Source organism: Bacillus sp. LBG-1-113 (assembly GCF_020708615.1).
GTDB lineage: Bacteria > Bacillota > Bacilli > Bacillales > Bacillaceae > Bacillus > Bacillus mojavensis.
Map to the genome: position 1 here is coordinate 210,885 of NZ_JAJFDG010000002.1, position 20,817 is coordinate 231,701.

Genomic DNA, 20,817 nt, shown 5'->3' on the forward strand with positions numbered 1-20,817 from the left:
ACATAATAGACTTGAAGAAGTGAATACATAGGAGTGAATAGGAATGAAAGAAATAAAAGAAGCTTATCAGCAATGCGGACAGATTGTCAGCGAATACGCGCCAGCCTGTTTTAAGGCATTCTCTTTTCTCCCGCTGAAGCAAAGACAAGCTGTTTGGGCAGTGTTGGCATTTTGTCATACGACAGCCAGTGCGGACGAGGAGGCGTTACCTGTATTCGAAGCTGAGGTTGAACATGTTTTTCAAAGAACAAGTAACGGGAAACACGATTTGTGGAAGGCGTTTGATCATGCGTATCAGACATTTAGATTAGACAGCGAGCCTTTTCGGGAATTCCTTGCCGCAAAGAAAGAAGAACCGAAGACGCATGAAACCCTTGATGAACTGCTCATGGGCGCATATCAGACGGGCGGAAACGCGGGGTTAATGCTGCTGCCGATGCTGACGCGCCGAAATCAAGATCAGCTCAAACAAGCAGCCGTCTCTCTCGGCTTGGCCATACAGCTGATTCAAATTTTAAACGATCTTGGCACGGATCAGCACCAAAAAAACTGCATTCCCCGCCAGGTGATGCAGCAATTCGGCTATACAGAGGCCGATCTTCAAAAAGGCACCGTCAATAAAGCGTTCACGATGACGTGGGAGTACATCGCTTTTGAAGCGGAGGCTTACCTTGAAGAGTGCCTGGATGCCCTGCCGCTTTTCCCTCAGTATTCTCAAAAAGCGGTAAAAGCTGCAGCCCAGCTGTACCGAGCCATTCTGGAAAAAGTCCGAGCGGAGCAGTACAGCGTTTTTGAACAAAAGCACGCCTTAACAGACAGCGAAGTAAAACTGATTCTGTCCAAACTGTAAAAAAACACCCGGCTTGTTCTGCCCGGGTGTTACGCCATACCTTTTTGAATCCAGATCCGTGAGCGCCATCTTCTGTACATGAGGATTCCCCGGACCCATTCATCCGCGATAAAAGAAATCCATACGCCGGCAAGCCCGAAGCCGAGATGAATGCCCAATAGATAAGCAAGCGGAAGGCCGATGCCCCACATGGAAATCATCGCCATGTAGACTGGGAATTTCGCATCCCCCGCGGCGCGCAGGGAGTTAATGATAATCACATTAAACGAGCGGCCCGGTTCAAGGATGATGGTCATCGCAATCAAAAGGCTTGCAGTGGCAATAATATCAGGGCTTTGCGTAAAGATGCCGATAAGGTCTTTTGAAAAGATGGTCATCAAAACAGATGTGGCCGCAGCGATTCCGATCGCCCAATACAAGCTTTTCATGCAGCGCTCATATGCGGCGTCAAACTGTTTGCCGCCGATATAGCGGCCGATTAAAATTTGTGTGCCTTGGCTGATCGCAGTCCCGAAGAGCAGAATAAACATCGTAATATTTTGCGTATACACTTTGGTTGTTAAAGCCTGCGCACCCATGATGGCAATAAAATAAGTGACAATCATTTGCGAAAGGTTATAAGAGAGCTGTTCGCCTGCTGAAGGAATGCCGATTTTCAGCAGCTTGCGCAAATGGTCTTTATGCATATGAAATACTTTTTTCAACGACATCTTCAGCTGAATGCGTTTGTTTACAATGACAATCATCGCAATTAATCCGATGACACGTGCGATAGATGTGGACATGGCAACACCGGCAACGCCGAGAACAGGAAAGCCGAACAGACCGAAAATGACAACAAAGTTTCCGGCAATGTTTAAAATGTTCATGCCGATTGTGACAAACATTGTATCCTTTGTGTAGCCGTAGCTTTTTAAGATTGCGCTGAATGTCATGATTAAAGCCTGAATAAAGGACAGACCTCCGACAACTTGTAAAAAGACTTTAGCGTCAGGCATCAGCTCATTTGATAATCCCATCATATGAAGCAGAGGAACTGCCGCAAAAAAGATGAGAGCGCTGATGGCAAGGCTGATGAAGAAGTTGGCTCCGATTGACACATAAGCGACTTCCATTGCCGCTTTCTTTTGCCGGGATCCTAAAAATTGTGAGATGACAACAGTTGTACCTGTTGCGATAAAGCTGAACATCACGATAATTAAATTCAAAATCTGGTTGCTGACGCCGACTGCCGCCACACTGTTATCTGAGTATTGGCTGAGCATCAGTGTATCAGCATTACCCATAAACATATATAATGAGACCTCAATAAAGATCGGCCAAGTAAGCGAAAATAATGAGAACGATTTGTCAGCGGGTTTTTTCAAAGCAGTTGATTTGAAGACAGCTTGTTTCATAGTGTCTAACCCCTTTCGTAAATAAAATCAACGTTTTAAAGTGTACCTCCATTTCCTTATAATAAAAAGGGAGAGAAACGATACTTCTTGCAAAAATCCGACTTAAAAAGGAGGATGATCAAATTGCCTCGCATCCTGTTTACAGTCCCGCCTTTTCCGGTGTTTATTGCAGCCGGAGAAGGTGTTTTTAAAAAAGGAGAAACCCATGTCAAACGTGTTTTCTCTGTATTTGATCTGATATACGTCAAGCAGGGGACGTTATATATCACTGAAAATGAAAAATCGTTCTCCGTTGAAGGGGGCGAATATATCTTGCTTTCTCCCGGTCTTGAACACTATGGGACAAAGGGCAGTGATGAAGCGACCTCCTATTATTGGCTTCACTTTGATGAACATAGATACGAATTTACCGCAAAAGGGGGCAGCAATTGGGCAGAGCTTCAGCAGGAAAAGGGGAGCTTCGAGGAACCGGCCCGCTACGGACTTGCATTGCCGAGAAAAGGCAAGGTGCAGCGCCCGCAATTTATGGCGCAGCAATTTGAAAGACTTATTGATTATTCTGCAGAAAACTCCGATTTGCCGCTCAGAAAACAAATTTTGTTTGAGGAGCTGATGCTGCACCTGCAAAAAGAGGCGTTCCAAATTCCATCTGCAAAAGAGCGGGTGGCATGGGAGGCGGCCCGATACTTACAGGAGCATTATAAGGAGAAAACGACAATCAAGGATCTGTCACTCGCCCTGCACTATAATCAGGATTATGTGACCCGCTGCATGCAGCAAGTGCTTGGTGTCACGCCGGGCCAATACACAAATCGGGTGAGAATGACCGAGGCCAAGCGCCTTTTATCCTCGACAAATGATAAAATGGGCGTCATCGCGGAAACGATTGGAATGGAGGACCCGACATACTTTTCAAAGCTCTTTAAGCAAATTGAAGGCATTTCACCAATTGAATACCGGAAGATTGTCAGCCGGAAAGTCCAATAAGCAGACGAGGGATGAAGATGAAAACGACAATTTACGATGTGGCGAGGAAGGCGGGTGTCTCGATCACGACCGTTTCGCGCGTCATTAACCATACGGGCCGTATCAGCGACAAAACAAGGCAAAGGGTCATGAATGTAATGAAGGAAATGGAGTACACGCCCAATGTCCACGCCGCTGCTTTAACGGGAAAGCGAACCAATATTATCGGCCTTGTGACGCCTGATATTTCAAATCCGTTTTACGGCGAGCTCGCGAAAAGCATAGAGGAAAGAGCGGATGAGCTTGGTTTTCAGATAATCATTTGCAGTACCGATTACGATCCGAAAAAAGAAACGAAATATTTTTCTGTCTTAAAGCAAAAAAACGTAGACGGCATCATTTTTGCGACAGGAATTGAGAATCATGACAGCATGGCCGCTTTAGAGGAAATCATTAACGAACATATCCCGCTCGCCATGATTTCTCAGGATAAGCCTCTTCTTCCGATGGATATCGTCGTGATGGATGATGTGCTCGGCGGGTATGAGGCTGCCAAGCATCTTCTATCACTGGGCCACACAAAGATCGCCTGCATTGTGGGTGATGGGTCAACGACAGGTGAAAAAGACAGAATCAAAGGATTCCGGCAGGCGATGGAGGAAGCGAATGTGCCGGTCGATGAGTCGCTGATCATTCCGACACGCTTCTCTTTGGAAAGCGGAAAAGAAGAGGCTGGAAGATTGCTGGACAGGGATACGCCTACAGCTATTTTCGCTTTTAACGATGTATTGGCCTGTGCCGCCATTCAGGCGGCGAGAATAAGAGGCATGAAAGTCCCGGATGACCTGTCCATCATCGGTTTTGATAACACCATACTCGCTGAAATGGTCGATCCGCCCCTGACTACAATAGCCCAGCCGATTAAAGAAATGGGGGAGCGCGTCATTGAACTGCTGGCGGAAGAAATCGAAGGAAAACGAAAGGCAAAACAAAAAATAGTGTTATCACCTGAGCTAGTGATCAGACATTCTACATCACCGTTCAAGAAAAGAATCCGATAATGCAGCGGGTTCTTTTCTTTTTGACAGAGAAGACGAAAAAGATATTGCATGGGAACAAAGGACATTGTAAAATGAAATCACCTTTTGAGAAAGCGCTTGCGCAATAAATATCAGCCAAATAGTGGATAAACCGCTATTTTTTTAAAACATTTTGGTAAAGCGCTTTCATTAGGCGGTAAAAAAGGAGTATGAGGAGATGAGGACATGGGGAATCGAGTAAGATGCGCGGTATTAGGGTTAGGGAGACTGGGACACTATCATGCAAGAAACCTTATGACCAGTGTTCCGGGAGCTGAGCTTGTCAGTGTCGGTGATCCGATGAAAGGGAAAGCCGAGCAGGTCGCTAAAGAATTCGGGCTTGAAAAATGGTCGGAGGATCCGCATGAGATTTTAGCAGATCCCGAGATTGATGCAGTGGTCATCGTAACGCCGACAAGCACACATGGGGAAATGATCATCAAAGCGGCGGAAAACGGCAAGCAGATTTTCGTTGAAAAACCGCTGACATTAAGCCTTGAGGAATCAAAGGCGGTTTCTGAAAAAATAAAAGAAACAGGTGTCATCTGCCAAGTCGGTTTTATGAGGCGTTTTGATCCTGCATATGCGGATGCGAAACGGCGGATAGATGCGGGTGAGATCGGCAAACCCATTTATTATAAAGGCTTTACACGCGACCAGGGAGCGCCTCCCGCTGAGTTTATCAAACATAGCGGAGGGATCTTTATCGACTGTTCCATCCATGACTACGATATTGCCCGTTATTTGCTCGGAGCGGAGATTACTTCTGTTTCCGGACACGGCCGGATTTTAAACAACCCGTTTATGGAACAATACGGCGATGTTGATCAAGCGCTGACGTATTTAGAATTTGATTCCGGCGCAGCTGGGGACGTTGAGGCAAGCAGAACTTCTCCATACGGACATGACATCCGTGCAGAAATTATCGGGACAGAAGGCAGTATTTTCATAGGGACATTGAGAAATCAACATGTGACCATCCTGACCGCTAAAGGGAGCAGCTATGAGATTATCCCAGACTTTCAAACTCGTTTTCATGAAGCCTACTGCTTGGAGCTTCAGCATTTTGCCGAGTGTGTCCGGAGTGGTAAAGCGCCGATTGTGACAGATATCGATGCGACGATCAATTTAGAAGTCGGCATCGCCGCAACCCATTCGTATCGAAGCGGCAGGCCTGTACAGTTGGATGAGAAGAGTGCTTACACTAGTTTGTCAACCTTATCATGATACCTATAGCTTCCGTATTCCTGCAAATTCATATCAAAAAAGCAAGGACAATTTAGCCCTTGCTTTCTGTCTTTTCATATAGATAATAGACATAATCGGTTGGTACACCTGTATGGCCAAGCTGCCTCAGCATTGCGGTCACGTTCCCTCTGTGATACGTGCCATGGTTGACGACATGGAGGATGACGTCTGCATAAGTTGTCTCTAGTGTTCCATGTGTCGGATGCTGAAATGAGACTTGCTGTTCAAAGTCCGTCTGGCGGCTGAAGAAATCATGATACTGTGCCTGCAGTTCAGCTACATGCTCTTTAATCGCTGCCATATTACGGTGTGCAGCCTCGAATTTGCCGACGCTGTCTATCACCTCTTTGTAGGTTGCTCCTGAAAGAGTTTTCAGCCATATGTAGTCAGCCCTGCACATATGAAGCAGCACGTCGCTGACAGAAGGGAATACGCTCTTTACTTCTTGATAAGCCGTTTCCTCCGGCAGGTTTTCGATATGGTTCAATACTCGCTTGTTCGCCCAGCAATGGTAGTCATAAAACTGTCTTGCATCAGTCACAAACATCGCCCCCTTTTCTAAATAGAATTCGATGTTTAGGCTGTGTTTTCCTTCAGTTAACGAAAGATCGAGAACAAGAAATAGACGGCGGCAGCCCACATTACCACCGCAGAACATTTGTTTACGATTAGCATAAGCCTGCCGCTTGTATCCATTGTCAGAAACATCCGGCCCGCTATCGCAAGACTGATAAACCAAATCCAAGACACAGCGATGCAGGCGGCCATAAAGAGCCATTTCTCAAGCCCTGAATATTGGAGCGAGCTCGTGCCGATGATGCCGATCGTGTCCAGAATAGCGTGTGGGTTTAAAAGAGAAACGGCGGCCGCAAACGCAGCTTGTTTTTTAGCTGTGAACGTATGTTTCTCATTTTGGTTTGCTTTCGGACGGCTGTTCCAAGTCACCCAGCCCATATAGAGAAGAAACAAAAATCCGCCGGCCATCATGACGGTTTCAAACATAGGCAGCTGCTGCACGATGACAGATACGCCTGCGACAGCTAAAACAATTAACAGAGTATCGCAGACAGAAGCGCTAATGATGGCGGGGAGTGCCCGCCAAATATGCCTTTGCCACGCTCCCTGCTGAAAAATAAACACATTCTGCGCCCCCAGCGGCAAAATTAAGCCGAAGGCCAGCACGATTCCGTGAATCATTGCATTCATGCTGAAAAAACTCCCTTCACATCTGTTTTTCTCATGATAATAGAGAAGATTTTACATGTCTCCGGCCATTTGGTTGGTTTTGAACCCAGCCAAATGTATAATGATGAAAAAAGGGGGCGTAACGTTGTCACATTGGCAGCCGAGCCGTGAATCGGACATTCCGCTTCATCGGCAAATCGAGCAATATATAAAAGAAAAAATTCTCCATGGCGAGTGGGCTGTAGGGACGAAAATTCCGTCGCAAAGAACGCTGGCGGATATGTTTCAGGTTAACCGGAGCACAGTGACAGCGGCGATTGATGAACTCGCGTCTCAAGGTCTGTTAGAGGGGAGAAGAGGCGGCGGCACGAAGGTAGTAAACAGCACATGGAGCGTGCTTGCGTCAGCTCCGCCGCTTGATTGGAGCACCTATGTCCGCTCAGGGATTCATCATCCCAATTCTTCTATCATTCAGGATATTAATAAAAACGAGGTGCGAGCGGATATCATTCGGCTGGGAACGGGAGAGCTTTCACCAGAGCTGCTGCCGGCTGAAACGATGCGCAGGATGTTTCAGCAAATCAATCCGCCTGCCCTGTCTTTAGGATACGAACAGCCGAAAGGAAATATAAACCTGCGGGAGGCGGTGGCTGAGCATTTAAAAACAAAGCATATCAATGTGTCACCTTCCGCCATTTTAATTGTATCCGGCGCGCTGCAGGCGCTCCAGCTCATTTCGATTGGGCTTTTAAAGCGGGACTCAGTCATTTTGACAGAAAAACCATCCTATCTTCACTCTTTGCATGTGTTTCAATCCGCAGGGATGCGGCTTCGCGGCGTGCCTATGGATGAAGAAGGAATGCAGCCGGGACTGATTTCAGCTTACCGGAAGCAATACGGGGGCCAGCTGCTTTACACGATCCCGTCGTTTCATAATCCGACTGGCATCGTCATGTCAGAGAGGAGAAGGGAAGAGGTTGTCAATTTGTCAAAAAAAGAGCAGCTGCCGGTCATTGAGGATAATGCATACGGTGATTTGTGGTTGGAAGAACAGCCGCCGCTGCCGTTAAAGTCGATGGATCAGGAAGGCAATGTCCTGTATCTCGGCACGTTTTCGAAAACAGTAAGCCCCGGTCTTCGAATCGGCTGGCTGGTCGGCCCGGAACCAGTTATTGAACGGCTGGCTGACATTAAAATGCAGACGGATTACGGATCAAGCGTCCTCTCTCAATGGGCAGCGGCGCAATGGCTGTCACAAGGTTATTATGATGAACACCTCGCTTGGGTAAGAGTGGAACTGAAGAAAAGGAGAGACGCGGCACTTCAGTTTCTTCAGCAGTATGCAGGGGATATTGCCGAGTGGCGCATTCCAGCCGGCGGCTTTTATATATGGGTCACATTCCACAAACAACTGCCTGTTAGGCAGCTGTTTGTGGAATTATTGAAACAGCATGTGCTGGTGAACCCCGGTTCCGTTTATGACGGCGAAGACCGGTGCAGCATCCGGCTGTCGTATTCCTATGCGTCTCTTCAGGATCTGAAAACCGGCATTAAGTCGGCTGCAGAGACAGCCCGCCGCCTGATGACACAGGCTTAATCTAGACGATGACAGCCCCCAGCGCTCTCGCAAAGGCCATTGCGTGCTCCGGAGCAATTTTGCAGCCTTTTAATTTGTCTAGTGAAACATGGATCTGTTCAAACCTGCAGGAGCTGATGTCCACGTTTTGAAGTGACGTACCGGTAAAGTTGGCGCCCTCCAGTTCGCATGCATCAAAGTGTGTCTGCTGGAGCGCCATGCTGCTGCATTCACTTTGCAGTAGGACACAATGATGAAACAGAACGTGTTTCATGTTCGAATAATAAAATGAACTGAATTGTCCATGACATTCCTCGAACGACACATTCCGCAGCGTTGAGTCCGCCAGGTTCATCCCGACCATCTTCGATTGCTTAAATAAAGTTCTGTGAAGAACAGCCCCGCTGAAATCAGCGTTCGATACATCACATTTTTCGAAAATCACATCTGTCAGCTCAATAAAACGAAAGGAAACATCAATAAACATGACATTCCGAAAGACGGTTTTTTCAATACAAAGCCTGTCTATGTCTTCACCGGAAATTGAACAATCTTCAAATAAATGCATGCTGATTACATCATCTGTTGCAGCCGTTTCATGAAAATCGGCAACTTGCAGGTTTTCTGGTACGTACGGTTTTAGAATCGCAGTTTTATTCATCATCTGACATCCTTTACATTCCTGAATGACCTAAAGTATCAGGATCAAATTCATAGATCGTTTACGCGAATTGATACATATAGTAAAACGTGAAGGGCCTTTTCTGGGTGCTGCAAGCCCGCTTGTTTTGTAAGCATAAATGCAAAGCTTCCAGCACGTCAAGGCGTTTACAAGACCGGAAAGAAAAGGGAACAGGAGGAATGTGGAGTGGGGCATTACGTAAAAACCGAGGAGCATGTGACACTGTTTGTGGAGGATATCGGGCAGGGAAGGCCGATTATTTTTTTGCATGGCTGGCCGCTGAATCATAAGATGTTTGAATATCAAATGAATGAACTGCCGAAAAGAGGTTTCCGTTTTATTGGTATCGATTTTCGGGGCTACGGGGATTCCGACCGTCCGTGGGAAGGCTACGATTATGACACGATGGCAGATGACGTGAAGGCAGTCATTTATACGCTGCAGCTTGAGAACGCGGTTCTTGCCGGTTTTTCGATGGGCGGCGCAATTGCGATCCGCTACATGGCAAGGCATGAGAGCGCCGATATCGATAAGCTGGTTTTATTGTCGGCGGCCGCGCCTGCATTTACAAAGCGCCCGGGCTATCCGTACGGCATGAGGAAACAGGACATTGATGACATGATTGAACAATTCAAAAGCGATCGGCCGAAGACGCTTGCTGACCTGGGAAGGCAGTTTTTCGAGAAACAAGTCTCTCCGGAGTTCCAGCAATGGTTTCAGAACCTTTTGCAGGATGCTTCCTCTTACGGAACGATTCACTCAGGCATTGCGTTAAGAGACGAGGATCTCAGAAAGGATCTGGCAGACATCAAGGTGCCGACACTCATCCTGCACGGCAGAAAGGACAAAATCGCTCCGTTTGATTTTGCTAGAGAATTAAAACGCGGCATAAAGCAGTCGGAATTGGTTCCGTTTGAAAACAATGGACACGGGCTCTTTTATGAGGAAAAAGAAAAAATCAACAGCCTGATTGCGCAGTTTGCTAAATAAAAAAACCCGATCAATGTCGGGTTTTTTAAATAATGCCTTTGCGCTGCAATTCTTTGATGATCAAATCAGCTCCATCCGTAATGGACGTTTGGTCAGATTCAATGATCAAATCGGAAGAAAGAGGTGCTTCATATGGAGAATCAATCCCCGTGAAATGTTTAATGTCTCCGTTGCGCGCTTTTTTATAAAGGCCTTTCGGATCCCGCTGTTCACAAATCTGGAGCGGGCATTTCACATAAATTTCTAGAAATTCTCCGTCGGGAAACAGCGCTCTGACCATATCCCGATCCTCTCTGAACGGAGAAATAAAAGCTGTTAAGATCATTTGGCCGCTATCGACAAACAGCTTCGCGACTTCCCCAATCCGGCGGATGTTTTCAATTCTGTCCTCAGTCCGAAAGCCGAGATCTTGATTCAATCCGTGGCGGATATTATCGCCGTCCAGCACATAACTCCGAATTCCCATGCGATAGAGCTTTTCATCTACTGCATTGGCGAGGACTGATTTTCCTGAGCCGGACAGACCGGTAAACCAAAGGGCGCAGCTTTTATGTCCGTTTAAACTTTGTCTGTCAGATTTTTTGATCGCCGCGGGATGCCAAACGATATTTGAATTATGTGTCATTCTGATCCCTCGCTGTTTCTCTGAATGGCAACAGGCTGCTGATGGAGCCCCTTTATCAGTACGTTTGCGACCTCTGGCCGGCTGAATTCTTTCGGGGGCTTTTTGCCTTGGCGGAGAAGCTCCCTCACTTTGGTGCCTGATAAATGGATGTGATCTCTGGCGCTGTGCGGGCACGTTTTGGAGGTGCCCATATTTCCGCATTTCCGGCAGTAAAAGCTATGCTCAAAAAACAACGGCTTGATACCCAGCTCTTCCTCGGTGAATGATCCGAAAATGGTCTGTGCGTCGTACGTTCCGTAATAGCTGCCGACGCCTGCATGATCGCGGCCGACGATAAAATGGGTGCAGCCGTAATTTTTGCGGACGAGCGCATGGAAAATCGCTTCACGCGGTCCGGCATACCGCATGGCGGCAGGGAACACAGATAACATCACCCGGTCCTTTGGATAATACTGGTCAAGCAAAACTTGATAGCTTTCCATTCTGATATCACTCGGAATATCATCTGATTTCGTTTCTCCTACTAGCGGATGAAGCAGCAGACCGTCGACGGTTTCCAACGCTGTTTTTTGAATATATTCATGGGCTCTGTGAACGGGATTTCGGGTCTGAAAGCCGACAATCGTTTTCCAGCCGAGCTTTTCAAAGGCCGTTCTCGTTTCTGCCGGCGCTGCATAAAACTGTTCGAAGGACTTGTCGGGAAAGCGGCTGACAAGGATAGGCCCTCCAATATAAAAGTCCGGCCGCTCCAGCAACTTTTTCACTCCGGGGTGAGCGGGATCGTTTGTTTTATAAACAGACAGCGCCTCCAGTGTTTTATCTGGCTGATAGATATCAGTCACTGTCATCATGCCGTACGTCACGCCGTGTTTCACAAGCTTCACGTGATTTCCGACAGACAGCTGTTTTGCTGTTTCTTCACTGACAGGCAGCGTAATAGGCAGGCTCCACGGCAAACCGTTCGCCAGCCTCATCTCTTTCACAACGGAATGATAATCTTTTTCTCCCAAAAAACCTGTTAACGGGCTGTAGCCGCCGATCCCGATAAGCTCGAGGTCGCTCAGTGCCAGCTGATCAAGCTCAGCTTCGCAAGTGCAGCCATCAAAAGTGCATGCGGGATCGAAGCGGTTGATTAACACCCCTCCATGGGGCTCGATTGCATTCACGTGCTTAACCTCCATCTTTGCGATTTACGTTGTTTTTAACAGTCTGGACGGGCTTCTTCTTCAATGGAAAATGTGAAACTGTAAAACATACAGACTTCATTCAAGAATAAGAATAAAATCTGCTGGCGCTCCCATTCTTAGGGACAAGCGTTCTTTCATTCCTGGTGCAGACCGCATTCAGTTTTCTCGCGTCCGGCCCATCTTCCTGCTCTCTCATCATTTGGGTTTGAAGAAGGCAATGTGCACATTTCACAGCCTATGCTCGGATAATTTTGATCGTGCAGTTTGTTGTAAGGCAAATTGTGGAGCCGGATGTACGTCCAAACATCATCCCATGTCCAGTAAATGAGCGGACAGATTTTAATAAGCTTAAATTTCTGATCCTGATTGATGAATTGAATATGCTTTCTCGTCGGCGACTGCTCCCGGCGCAGACCTGAAATCCAAGCTGTCATGCCCGATAAATGTTTTTGTAGAGGTGCGATTTTCCGTAATTGGCAGCAAAGATTTGGATTGTGTTTCCATAATTCATCGCCGTACTGCTCCGCTTGTTCCTTTAAGTTCAGTTCGGGTTCAAGCAGCTGGATCGTAAATGCCGGGTATTTTTGTTTGACGGCTTCGATCAGCTCATATGTTTCCTGAAAATGGAGCCCTGTATCTAAAAAGATGATGTGCGCATGTTTGTTGATCTTTGAAATTAAGTCGAGAAGCACCATCCCTTCAGCGCCAAAGCTGCATGCATACACGATCTTATCCCCGTATGTCCTGTAAGCCCATTTCAATACATCGAGCTCATCGATCAATTGGTCCGTTATCTCTTTTGACAGCGTTTCGTTCCATGTGTCAAACGTGATGTGTTCGTTCAATATTTTCCCCCCGTTTTGCATCTGTCTGTTTTTTATCTATTGATCGAGTTATAGGCAGACTATTCACTTTTGAGATAAAGGTTCGTGCGGTAGCCGCCTAAAATGAGGAGACGGAGGCGCGGCGGAACCAATAAGAGACCAGCTGAATATGCTTTTTAGCAAAATGGTTTTATGCCCAAGGAGAGGTATTATGCCGATTACCATTTATCAGGGGCATCATCATTCACTTGCCCCGGCAGATATCAATATCGTTATTGACGTCATTCGAGCCTTTACCGTAGCCCATTTTGCTTTTATCGGCGGGGCGAAAGAAATTCTCTTGGTCCGGACAACTGAGGAAGCCTTCAAGCTGAAAGAAACCTATCCGGATTATGTATTAACAGGAGAGGAAAAGGGGGTCGGAATCAAGGGGTTTGATTTGGATAATTCCCCAAAGCGTATGGCTGAGCAGGATATGGTGGATAAGCGGCTGATTCAGAAAACGACAAACGGCGTCACAGCGGCGTTAGGAGCGCTGAAGGCCAAGCATCTTTTTGTGACCGGATTTTCTAATGCCAGAACAACAGCGGAATATGTGAAAAAGCTCACTGCAAAAGATTGTGTGCTGAACATTGTGGCTTCCCATCCGTCAGGTGATGATGATATGGCGTGTGCGGAATATATCAAAAGCATCATAGAAGGGACGAATGGTGCGGCGGCCGAAGTGATTGAAAGAATCAAAACCTCATCCGTTGCGGAGAAGTTTTTTGACAGCAGCCAGCCGTTATTTGATCCGGAAGACATTGCGTACTGTACAAAAGAAATAACGGGCGATTTCGTGATGAAAGTAAAACAAGAAAGAGAAGTTCCAACGATAGAGAGGGTCCTGATATGAATGATTTTTCACTAGAATTGCCAGTGAGAACAAGTAAACCGAGAGAAAACGGACAGACCATTTTAATCGACAACGGCTACCCCTTGCTGTTTTTCAAAGATGTGATAGGCGCGGCGTCCGACTATATTGATTTTGTGAAATTCGGCTGGGGCACTTCATTACTTACAAAAGACCTTGAGGAAAAAATCAGCTCCCTGAAAGAGCATGACGTGAAGTTTTTCTTCGGCGGCACGCTGTTTGAGAAATATGTAAGCCAGAATAAAGTCAATGAATTTCATCGGTACTGCACCTATTTCGGGTGTGAATATATTGAGATCTCAAACGGCACTCTCCCGATGACGAATAAAGAAAAAGCGGCTTACATTGCTGATTTTTCTGATGAATTTCTTGTGCTCAGCGAGGTGGGCAGCAAGGATGAAGAAGTGTCAAGCTGCCAGTGCTCTGAGGAATGGCTTGAGTATATTCTCGAAGATATGGAGGCAGGCGCAGAGAAAGTGATTACGGAAGCAAGGGAAAGCGGAACAGGAGGTATCTGTTCCAGCAGCGGAGATGTCCGGTTTCAAATCGTTGATGATATCATTTCGTCAGATATTGATATCAGCCGAATGATATTTGAAGCACCGAATAAAACGCTCCAGCAAGGGTTTATTCAAAGGATCGGGCCGAATGTCAATCTGGCGAATATCTCATTTCACGATGCGATTGCTCTGGAGACTTTGCGCTTGGGGTTAAGATCCGATACTTTTTATTTGTAAAACAGCGGCTGCGGGGCTCTCGGTATCGGGAGAGCCTCTTGCCTATTACTTTTTATGACGGTACATAGGCGTAAGTATGGGAAGAGAGGTCAGGCGGATGTTATAGATGAAGTCGATGACTCTTGTTGAGATCACTTGGCAAATCAGAGCTTGTATCACAATGCCCCAGGCAATAATTGATGCGGTAATCATAAAAATGATGCAATTCATAATGAGCAAGATGGTTCCCGGGTTTCCGCCCCGGTAAATTGAGATCATGAGAGCAAGAGCTCCAAATCCTCCGTTAGAAATCTTATATTTGTATAAAAGTCCGATGCCGAGTCCTAATAAAACGGCGCCGCTTGCCAAATCAAGCCACAGGTTTGATGTAATGTCCGGAAAAATGACATCAAAAATCAATACCGAAACAGAGGTGACGGTAATCGAGGCGAGAGTGCCGGTGAATGTTCTCATCTCCAGCCATTTTAAAGCAGTAAAAAGCATCGACACATTCACAGCCCATACCGAGAAGCCGTGGGGAATGTGAAACAAATGGTGCAATAAGACCGCAATACCTGCCGCCCCGCCTGTCGGAATATCATGCGGAAATAAAAATAAGGACATGCCGAGTCCTTGTAATACACCGCCTGTGACAATCATAAACGTGAGTTTTGCTTTCATCAGCAGTTCAGCCATTAAGTCATTTGCTCCTTTATGAAAAGACTTGTCCGCTGTTACCATTTTATGAGGCTGTCCATGATTTATGTCTATAAATAAAGGGATGGGACAGCTTAAAACGCTGAACCATCCCACATATACCGATTGATGATCTCCATATTGATTTCTCTGCCGATCCCTGTTCCTTTCGGGATGTGCACGATTCCTTTTGAAGGCTGAAGGCTGATCAGTTCTGTAAAAGGATTCTCCATTACATCCCACTCAATCGGTTCAATTTGGTCGTTTTCCATTTTTGACCACGGAGGCAGGCAGGCCTGAGCAAATAAAGCATAAAGCCGGGAAAGAGCGCCGTCATAGGCATGAGCAGACGCTCTCACACCGAAATAACGCGCGAGCTGGAGGCAGTCGCGAAACTCATCGATTCCATTGACATGCATGACGTCAGGCTGAATAATATCCAAGCAGCCCTGTGAGAGGAGAGGCGCAAATTGCGCCGCACCTTTCATATTTTCTCCGCCGGCGACAGGGACGGATAAACGGCTCCGCAGCAAAGTGTAATCCTGCGGCTGGTCAAAAGGCAGAGGCTCTTCCAGCCAGCTGATATTGTCCCATTTCGAAAAATGGCGCTCCCATTTGAAAGCTGCGGCTGTATCGTAGCTTTGGTTTGCGTCCAAAATAATGGAAACTGAGCTGCCGGCCGTGTTTTGCAGAGCAGTGATATGCCGCACATCTTCCTCAAAGGTTGTCCCGCCGATTTTGATTTTGATTTGATTGAAGCCCTTTTTCAATTGCGCTTCAACATTCGTAAGCGAGCTGCTGATCCACTGAGGATGGTCTGAATATGATTGGAAAGAGGCATATACAGGGAGTTCTTCTCTGTACCGTCCGCCCCACATGTCGAATACGGAACAACCTGCTGCTTTCGCAGCAATCTCCGTCAGTGCCATACTCACAGCCGATGCCGCCCGCTGATGCCATTTTTTGATTGTGCGCACTAAAGGCAGGCGGCTGCCTGCCTGTTTACCCAAGAGATAGGGAATGATTCGTTTTGTAAAACCGACATGCAGGGCCGGGAGCCAATCCACGCACTCTCCCCAGCCGTCAATGCCGCTTTCTGTGATAATTCTGATCAGATAGCATGTCCGATATTGTTTAAATCCGTTTGCATCTCCGTAAGGCTTCTCTAATCGGTAAAGAAGCGGGAAGGTCTCAATTCGTTCGATTTTCAAACCGGATGCTACCTTTCCTCAGCCGGCTGCAGCCGATTGCCATTCATTTTAGGCTCTTCTTTTTCATTTGTATCTTCTTTATTTTGTTTGACATGAATCAGCGTCAGCACAAGAATGCCGACAACCAGCGTTAGGCCCGCAATGCTTAAAAACATGCCGGGTCTTGACCACTGCATCAAGCGCCCGAAAATAGGAGGTCCGATCGCCACCCCGAGAAAACGCACTGATCCGTACAGCGATGTCACAAAACCCCGTCTTTCTTTGCCGACAGCGCCTGTGATAAAGCTGTTAATACAAGGAAGGACAAGGCCCGAACCGATACTGCTCAGCACGAGAACGCTGATAAACAGGACGAGATTTTCAATGAATGACAGTGCCGCGTAAGACACAGTCATAAACGCTAAACCGATGACGATCAGCTTTTTCATTAACGATTGCTTTTGTCCGATTTTGCTGCCCGTCGTATAAGATGTCACACACATGACCAAAAGCGGAATCGCCAAAATCAGTCCTTTTTTGACGCCGTCTGTATCGTATGTTTTTTCCAGTACGTCTGATAGGTAAAACAAAATGCCGAATAAGGTAAACAAACAGGTAGCCCCGGCTAAATAAGCGGTAAACAGCCATCTGCCTTCATGCTTAAATACACTTAATAGCCCTTTGGCATATTTTCCGATAGGAGGCGGCTCTTCTTCTTTTTTCTTTTCTTTAATAAAAATCCAAGTCAGCACGATTGAAATGATACAAAACACAGGAAAGGCAAAAAATGCGCCATACCAAACGATCAGAGCGATAAGTGAGCCAATAATCGGCGATAGAACTTTCCCCATCCCGTTTGACGCTTCAACAAGGCCGAGCACTTTGCTTTCCTGCGCGCCTTTAAATAGGTCCGCTGACAGCGCCATCGCAATCGGTCCCGTTCCGGCTGCTCCGATACCCTGAAGAGCCCGGCCAGCCATGACCCACGGATAAGCATTGTCAAAAAAACCTGCCGCAAACCCGGCCAGCAATCCGCCTGCTCCATACAAAAATAAGCAGGGAATAATGATGATTTTTCGTGAAAACCGGTCTGCGAGATAGCCGACAATCGGAATCGCAAACGCCGCAATCAGGGAAAACACCGTGATCACGAGACTGACTTGAAATTGGGATAAATGAAGTTCAGATTTCATTTTTGGCAATATAGGAATAAGCATAGAGTTTCCAAGGGTTAATATTAAAGGAATTGAACCGATAGCTACAATCGTCATTCCGTTATTTTGTTTTGATGTTTCCATCTCAAAGCACACTCCTTTTCTTCTGCTTAGAGTGTCCCTGAAGGCATGAAAAAAACCGAACAGAATCTTCCTGTTCGGGTAAAAAAGGGTTAACCGAGCGCTTGTGAGATGACAGCGAATAATTGTCCGTTGCGTACAGGCAGCGTCTTTTTTTGGTACATCATAAGCGGAGGCTCATCATCTAAATGAAATCCCATTGCTTCCAGGCTGTCATGCAACGATGCGGCGTCACCAGGCACGTCGATTCGCATTGGTCCTTGTTTTCCTGCGGCCAGCCTGTTGGTCAATCCGGCAGCGAGACCCGGTGACGGAGCGATAATCGGGCCTAATTTCAGATTGGCCGGTGTTTGTACAGATAAGCCATAGCCAATGAATTCGCCTTCCATATTTCTCGCAATTATACATTCCCCTGATTGAGAGATCAATTGATGCAGGAGTGCTGCTCTGTCTCCGCCAAAGGCGGCTTGATCAGCCGCTATTAATTCCGGAAAATCCTTTTCTGTAAAAGATGTCAGTTCAATGTCATGCTGTTTTGTAATCGGATTGAAGCTTTGACAGCTGTATTTGCGGATTGAACCCGCTGTTTGAAAACCCGATTTTTCATAAAGCGGCAAACCCTCCTTCGTGGCGCAAAGCATGATGGCGGTGTTTTCATCGACTTGACTGATACACGCGTTCATCATCCGCTGCCCCAGGCCCCGCCGTTTGTACTCGCTGTCGACGATAACAAGTCCAATAGAAGAAAGTCGGCCATACGAAAACAAACCGATGCAGGAGATGACGTCTCCTTGGCTATTTTGATACCCGAATAATCGTCCGTGTTTTACGAGCAACAGCAGCTCTCGCTCGTCGTAATCCGGCCACCCGGCTTGCCGGGAGAGACGCAATAGACCGGGTACATGTTTTTCTGTAAGCTGAATCAGCTCAAACGCTGAATGCATGTCATCACCTGCTTGTTTCTGGTTTTTTGTACATCACAATATGGGTGCCAATGCCGGAAATCTCAAACGGCTCGCCAAGTTTCTTCCAGCCAAGCTTTTCGTAATAGCCTTTCACATGGTATCTTGCGTTGCACCAGACCGCCTGCACGCCCATATCGGCCAGCTTCTGCTCCGCGTATTTGATCAGTGTGCTTCCGGCTTTTTGATCACGGTATTCTTCGAGCGTTGCCATGCCTCTAAGCCGATATGCGGGTGAATCGGTCAATAGCGGCTGATTCTCGGGAGAAAAGGAAGCGATGCTGATCAGTGTTTCTTCAAAAAAAGCGCCGAGATGGAAGGAGCCTTCTGCATGATCCTGATCATATTTGCATTGTTCAATTGATTGATGGGGACGCAAAATGCGGTTCCGAATTTCATAAGTATCCTCTGCGGGAATGGTTTTCACTTCAAGCATGATGTTCCTCCTCTAATGTAATTTATTTTCTATATCGTAACACGAATCGGGTTTGAAAAAGACTGCCCAATTGGTTTGGACAGTCTTAGAAAGGGATGTTAATGCAAATAAATATTCTGACGCTGTTCATCTTTTTGCTTAATGTAAGAAGTAAGTTCCGAGGTTAAGTCGGATCTGAGAAAAGGCGTTATTAAATAGATGCCGTTAAACAGCTCGCAGGCAGTATCCAGCAGGGAGCGTGCAATCGCAAGGCCTTCCGCCTTTTGTTTCTCTTTATCTTCGCCGGCACGCGCCATTTTTTCGCGTATGGAATCGGACAGTTTGATGCCAGGAATTTCATTATGGATAAACTCAGCGTTCCGGCTGCTTGTCAGCGGCATAACGCCGATATAAATCGGAGTCTTCAAATGCTTGGTTTCATTATGAATATCGACAAGCTGCTGCTCTGAATAGACGGGCTGTGAGATAAAATAATCAGCACCGCAGTCCATTTTTTTCTCCAGCCGTTTCACGGCTTTATCGAGATGGCGGACGTTTGGGTTAAAAGCAGCTGCCACTGAGAAATTGGTTTTCTTTCCGAGCGGTTTTCCGGACAGAGACAGCCCTTCATTGAACTGTTTAATCAGCCTGATTAAATCAAAGGACGTTAAGTCATAGACAGACGTTGCACCCGGGAAATCACCGATTTTAGAAGGATCGCCGGTAATCGCCAGCACATCATGCAGCCCTAATGTGTCGAGTCCCATTAGATGTGACTGGAGGCCGATGATGTTTCGGTCCCGGCATGTAAGATGGACAAGAGACCGCATATCAAGCTGCTGCTTAACAATGGCGCCGCAGGCAACATTGCTGATCCGCGGGGTTGCCAGTGAGTTATCGGCGAGCGTCAGGGCGTCGATTCCCGCTTCTTTTAATTCAGCAGCGGCGGACAGAAATTTGTCAAAGCTCAATTTCTTCGGCGGGTCCAGCTCAACAATAATGGAGCGCTTTTTCGCAGCGATTTCATCCAACCCCGGCTCTGTCCGTTTGTGCTGGACAGTCACCAATTCCTTTGCCCGAACCTTTACATGCTTTTCCGTAATGGGAGCGAGCCCGCCCACAGCCTCTGCCATGGCCCGGATGTGGTTTGGCGTTGTGCCGCAGCAGCCACCGATAATCCGCGCGCCTTGCTTGCGGAACTCAGTTGCGCTGTTTTGAAAATACGTATCGTCAGTTTCATATACGAGCCGCCCTTCTTCGAGAGAGGGGAGGCTGCTGTTCGGGTAGACAGATAAAAACACGTCATCAAAAATCGGCACTTCACTGAGCGCTTCAATCATGTGGTAAGGGCCGAGCCGGCAGTTCATGCCGACGATATCGGCACCGAGATCCGCAATCGAGCGCAGCGCATCAGAAAGCGGCGTTCCGTCCTGAAGCACACCCTGCTCATGCATGGATACATTCAGCATAATCGGAAGGTCGGTTTCTTTCCGGGCGATTTTCAGCACTTCACGGGCTTCTTCCAAATCATAATACGTTTCTAACAGCAACCCGTCCGGCTCTTCATGCAGCAGTAAATACAGCTGTTCGCGGAAGCTTCGTTTGATTTCGTCAAGGCTGTATGCGTTTTTGTTAAACGTGCGGATGCCTCCCATTGTCCCGAGCACATACGCATCGTCTGCGGAAGCCCGCGCAATTTTTACTGCTTCCTGATTCATTTTTTTGATGTCATCTTCAAGGCCGTGCCTCGATAATTTAATATAATTCGCTCCGTACGTGTTGGTTTGAATGATGTTTGCTCCCGCCTCGACATAAGCTTTATGTATACGCTGAATTTCCTCGGGTTTAGAAATATTAAGCTCCTCAAAGCATCTATCTATTCCGTAGGAGTAAAGCAGCGTGCCCATTGCGCCGTCACCGATTAACACCTGTTTCTTCAAATCTTCTAAAAGTCCCATTGTCTGCCTCCTTTATTCACATTCAGCAAGGAAAAAAGAGAAATAAAAAAAGTCCTCTTAAGA

General features: G+C 46.9%; 20 protein-coding genes and 1 pseudogene. 8 read left to right on the top strand and 13 right to left on the bottom strand.

Going from position 1 to position 20,817, the window contains the following annotated elements:
* The first annotated feature begins 23 nt into the window (after positions 1-23).
* A pseudogene (locus LJF29_RS07125) lies at positions 24-850 on the top strand (phytoene/squalene synthase family protein).
* A gap of 29 nt (positions 851-879) precedes the next feature.
* Here LJF29_RS07125 and LJF29_RS07130 read toward each other — a convergent pair.
* Positions 880-2,247 carry an MATE family efflux transporter gene (locus LJF29_RS07130; RefSeq protein WP_229147789.1) on the bottom strand — a complete coding sequence of 456 codons (1,368 nt, stop codon included), beginning with the start codon at positions 2,245-2,247 and terminating at the stop codon, positions 880-882.
* Positions 2,248-2,370: 123 nt separating this feature from the next.
* Between LJF29_RS07130 and LJF29_RS07135 the strand changes: the two genes are divergently transcribed.
* The 3 genes from LJF29_RS07135 to LJF29_RS07145 all read left to right on the top strand — a co-directional run bounded on the left by LJF29_RS07135 (position 2,371) and on the right by LJF29_RS07145 (position 5,519).
* Positions 2,371-3,234 carry an AraC family transcriptional regulator gene (locus tag LJF29_RS07135; RefSeq protein ID WP_010333682.1) on the top strand — a complete coding sequence of 288 codons (864 nt, stop codon included), beginning with the start codon at positions 2,371-2,373 and terminating at the stop codon, positions 3,232-3,234.
* 17 nt (positions 3,235-3,251) lie between these two features.
* Positions 3,252-4,274: a LacI family DNA-binding transcriptional regulator gene (locus LJF29_RS07140; RefSeq protein WP_229147790.1), complete on the top strand. Its 1,023-nt coding sequence runs from the start codon at positions 3,252-3,254 to the stop codon at positions 4,272-4,274.
* Positions 4,275-4,478: 204 nt separating this feature from the next.
* Positions 4,479-5,519 carry a Gfo/Idh/MocA family oxidoreductase gene (locus LJF29_RS07145; protein WP_010333684.1) on the top strand — a complete coding sequence of 347 codons (1,041 nt, stop codon included), beginning with the start codon at positions 4,479-4,481 and terminating at the stop codon, positions 5,517-5,519.
* 52 nt (positions 5,520-5,571) lie between these two features.
* On the opposite strand, the gene LJF29_RS07150 is transcribed toward LJF29_RS07145, so the two are convergent.
* Positions 5,572-6,081, bottom strand: a complete 510-nt coding sequence (locus LJF29_RS07150) for a DinB family protein (RefSeq protein ID WP_026014686.1) — start codon at positions 6,079-6,081, stop codon at positions 5,572-5,574.
* 56 nt (positions 6,082-6,137) lie between these two features.
* The gene (locus LJF29_RS07155) at positions 6,138-6,746 is read right to left on the bottom strand and encodes a LysE family transporter (protein WP_229147791.1); all 609 of its coding nucleotides are present in this window, start codon (positions 6,744-6,746) and stop codon (positions 6,138-6,140) included.
* Between the two features lie 103 nt (positions 6,747-6,849).
* On the opposite strand from LJF29_RS07155, the gene LJF29_RS07160 reads away from it, so the two are divergent.
* Complete coding sequence (locus LJF29_RS07160) at positions 6,850-8,322, top strand: PLP-dependent aminotransferase family protein (protein ID WP_229148169.1); 1,473 nt, start codon at positions 6,850-6,852, stop codon at positions 8,320-8,322.
* Between the two features lies 1 nt (position 8,323).
* Here LJF29_RS07160 and LJF29_RS07165 read toward each other — a convergent pair whose 3' ends face one another.
* Entirely contained in the window at positions 8,324-8,962 is a 639-nt protein-coding gene (locus LJF29_RS07165; protein ID WP_229147793.1) for a pentapeptide repeat-containing protein, read from the bottom strand.
* Between the two features lie 207 nt (positions 8,963-9,169).
* On the opposite strand from LJF29_RS07165, the gene LJF29_RS07170 reads away from it, so the two are divergent.
* Positions 9,170-9,973: an alpha/beta fold hydrolase gene (locus tag LJF29_RS07170; RefSeq protein ID WP_229147794.1), complete on the top strand. Its 804-nt coding sequence runs from the start codon at positions 9,170-9,172 to the stop codon at positions 9,971-9,973.
* Between the two features lie 25 nt (positions 9,974-9,998).
* Here the strand turns inward: LJF29_RS07170 and cysC are convergent, their stop codons facing one another.
* The 3 genes from cysC to LJF29_RS07185 form a co-directional block, all read right to left on the bottom strand.
* Positions 9,999-10,598 carry an adenylyl-sulfate kinase gene (gene cysC / locus LJF29_RS07175; RefSeq protein ID WP_229147795.1) on the bottom strand — a complete coding sequence of 200 codons (600 nt, stop codon included), beginning with the start codon at positions 10,596-10,598 and terminating at the stop codon, positions 9,999-10,001.
* The gene (sat, locus tag LJF29_RS07180) at positions 10,595-11,764 is read right to left on the bottom strand and encodes a sulfate adenylyltransferase (protein WP_168747387.1); all 1,170 of its coding nucleotides are present in this window, start codon (positions 11,762-11,764) and stop codon (positions 10,595-10,597) included. Before sat ends, cysC begins: the two co-directional genes overlap by 4 nt.
* Before the next feature lie 155 nt (positions 11,765-11,919).
* The gene (locus LJF29_RS07185; protein WP_229147796.1) at positions 11,920-12,630 is read right to left on the bottom strand and encodes a phosphoadenylyl-sulfate reductase; all 711 of its coding nucleotides are present in this window, start codon (positions 12,628-12,630) and stop codon (positions 11,920-11,922) included.
* Between the two features lie 190 nt (positions 12,631-12,820).
* Between LJF29_RS07185 and LJF29_RS07190 the strand changes: the two genes are divergently transcribed.
* Together LJF29_RS07190 and LJF29_RS07195 are read left to right on the top strand one after the other, a co-directional pair.
* A complete protein-coding gene (locus LJF29_RS07190) occupies positions 12,821-13,504 on the top strand; it encodes a 2-phosphosulfolactate phosphatase (RefSeq protein WP_229147798.1) in 684 nt (227 codons plus the stop codon).
* On the top strand, positions 13,501-14,259 hold the full coding sequence (locus LJF29_RS07195) for a phosphosulfolactate synthase (protein WP_229147800.1): 759 nt from the start codon (positions 13,501-13,503) through the stop codon (positions 14,257-14,259). Before LJF29_RS07190 ends, LJF29_RS07195 begins: the two co-directional genes overlap by 4 nt.
* 45 nt (positions 14,260-14,304) lie before the next feature.
* On the opposite strand, the gene LJF29_RS07200 is transcribed toward LJF29_RS07195, so the two are convergent.
* From LJF29_RS07200 to LJF29_RS07225, 6 genes are all read right to left on the bottom strand, one after another.
* On the bottom strand, positions 14,305-14,934 hold the full coding sequence (locus LJF29_RS07200) for a YitT family protein (RefSeq protein ID WP_010333695.1): 630 nt from the start codon (positions 14,932-14,934) through the stop codon (positions 14,305-14,307).
* A gap of 95 nt (positions 14,935-15,029) precedes the next feature.
* A complete protein-coding gene (locus LJF29_RS07205) occupies positions 15,030-16,145 on the bottom strand; it encodes a mandelate racemase/muconate lactonizing enzyme family protein (protein WP_229147801.1) in 1,116 nt (371 codons plus the stop codon).
* 8 nt (positions 16,146-16,153) lie between these two features.
* Positions 16,154-17,422 (bottom strand): MFS transporter, encoded by a 1,269-nt coding sequence (locus LJF29_RS07210; RefSeq protein WP_229147802.1) that lies wholly within the window; start codon positions 17,420-17,422, stop codon positions 16,154-16,156.
* Positions 17,423-17,511: 89 nt separating this feature from the next.
* Positions 17,512-18,363 (bottom strand): GNAT family N-acetyltransferase, encoded by an 852-nt coding sequence (locus tag LJF29_RS07215; RefSeq protein WP_229147804.1) that lies wholly within the window; start codon positions 18,361-18,363, stop codon positions 17,512-17,514.
* A gap of 4 nt (positions 18,364-18,367) precedes the next feature.
* Positions 18,368-18,817, bottom strand: a complete 450-nt coding sequence (locus tag LJF29_RS07220; RefSeq protein ID WP_229147805.1) for a GNAT family N-acetyltransferase — start codon at positions 18,815-18,817, stop codon at positions 18,368-18,370.
* A 98-nt stretch (positions 18,818-18,915) separates the two neighbouring features.
* Positions 18,916-20,754 (bottom strand): bifunctional homocysteine S-methyltransferase/methylenetetrahydrofolate reductase, encoded by a 1,839-nt coding sequence (locus LJF29_RS07225; protein WP_229147806.1) that lies wholly within the window; start codon positions 20,752-20,754, stop codon positions 18,916-18,918.
* Between the last annotated feature and the right edge of the window lie 63 nt (positions 20,755-20,817).

Excerpts from the sequence above, each read along its gene's own strand:
- LJF29_RS07165 (WP_229147793.1), bottom strand. The coding sequence starts at position 8,962 with ATGAATAAAACTGCGATTCTAAAACCGTACGTACCAGAAAACCTGCAA.
- LJF29_RS07155 (WP_229147791.1), bottom strand. The coding sequence starts at position 6,746 with ATGAATGCAATGATTCACGGAATCGTGCTGGCCTTCGGCTTAATTTTG.
- LJF29_RS07220 (WP_229147805.1), bottom strand. The coding sequence starts at position 18,817 with ATGCTTGAAGTGAAAACCATTCCCGCAGAGGATACTTATGAAATTCGG.
- LJF29_RS07145 (WP_010333684.1), top strand. The coding sequence starts at position 4,479 with ATGGGGAATCGAGTAAGATGCGCGGTATTAGGGTTAGGGAGACTGGGA.
- LJF29_RS07225 (WP_229147806.1), bottom strand. The coding sequence starts at position 20,754 with ATGGGACTTTTAGAAGATTTGAAGAAACAGGTGTTAATCGGTGACGGC.
- LJF29_RS07215 (WP_229147804.1), bottom strand. The coding sequence starts at position 18,363 with ATGCATTCAGCGTTTGAGCTGATTCAGCTTACAGAAAAACATGTACCC.
- cysC (WP_229147795.1), bottom strand. The coding sequence starts at position 10,598 with ATGACACATAATTCAAATATCGTTTGGCATCCCGCGGCGATCAAAAAA.
- LJF29_RS07210 (WP_229147802.1), bottom strand. The coding sequence starts at position 17,422 with ATGGAAACATCAAAACAAAATAACGGAATGACGATTGTAGCTATCGGT.
- LJF29_RS07130 (WP_229147789.1), bottom strand. The coding sequence starts at position 2,247 with ATGAAACAAGCTGTCTTCAAATCAACTGCTTTGAAAAAACCCGCTGAC.
- LJF29_RS07140 (WP_229147790.1), top strand. The coding sequence starts at position 3,252 with ATGAAAACGACAATTTACGATGTGGCGAGGAAGGCGGGTGTCTCGATC.
- LJF29_RS07200 (WP_010333695.1), bottom strand. The coding sequence starts at position 14,934 with ATGGCTGAACTGCTGATGAAAGCAAAACTCACGTTTATGATTGTCACA.
- LJF29_RS07160 (WP_229148169.1), top strand. The coding sequence starts at position 6,850 with ATGAAAAAAGGGGGCGTAACGTTGTCACATTGGCAGCCGAGCCGTGAA.
- LJF29_RS07190 (WP_229147798.1), top strand. The coding sequence starts at position 12,821 with ATGCCGATTACCATTTATCAGGGGCATCATCATTCACTTGCCCCGGCA.
- LJF29_RS07195 (WP_229147800.1), top strand. The coding sequence starts at position 13,501 with ATGAATGATTTTTCACTAGAATTGCCAGTGAGAACAAGTAAACCGAGA.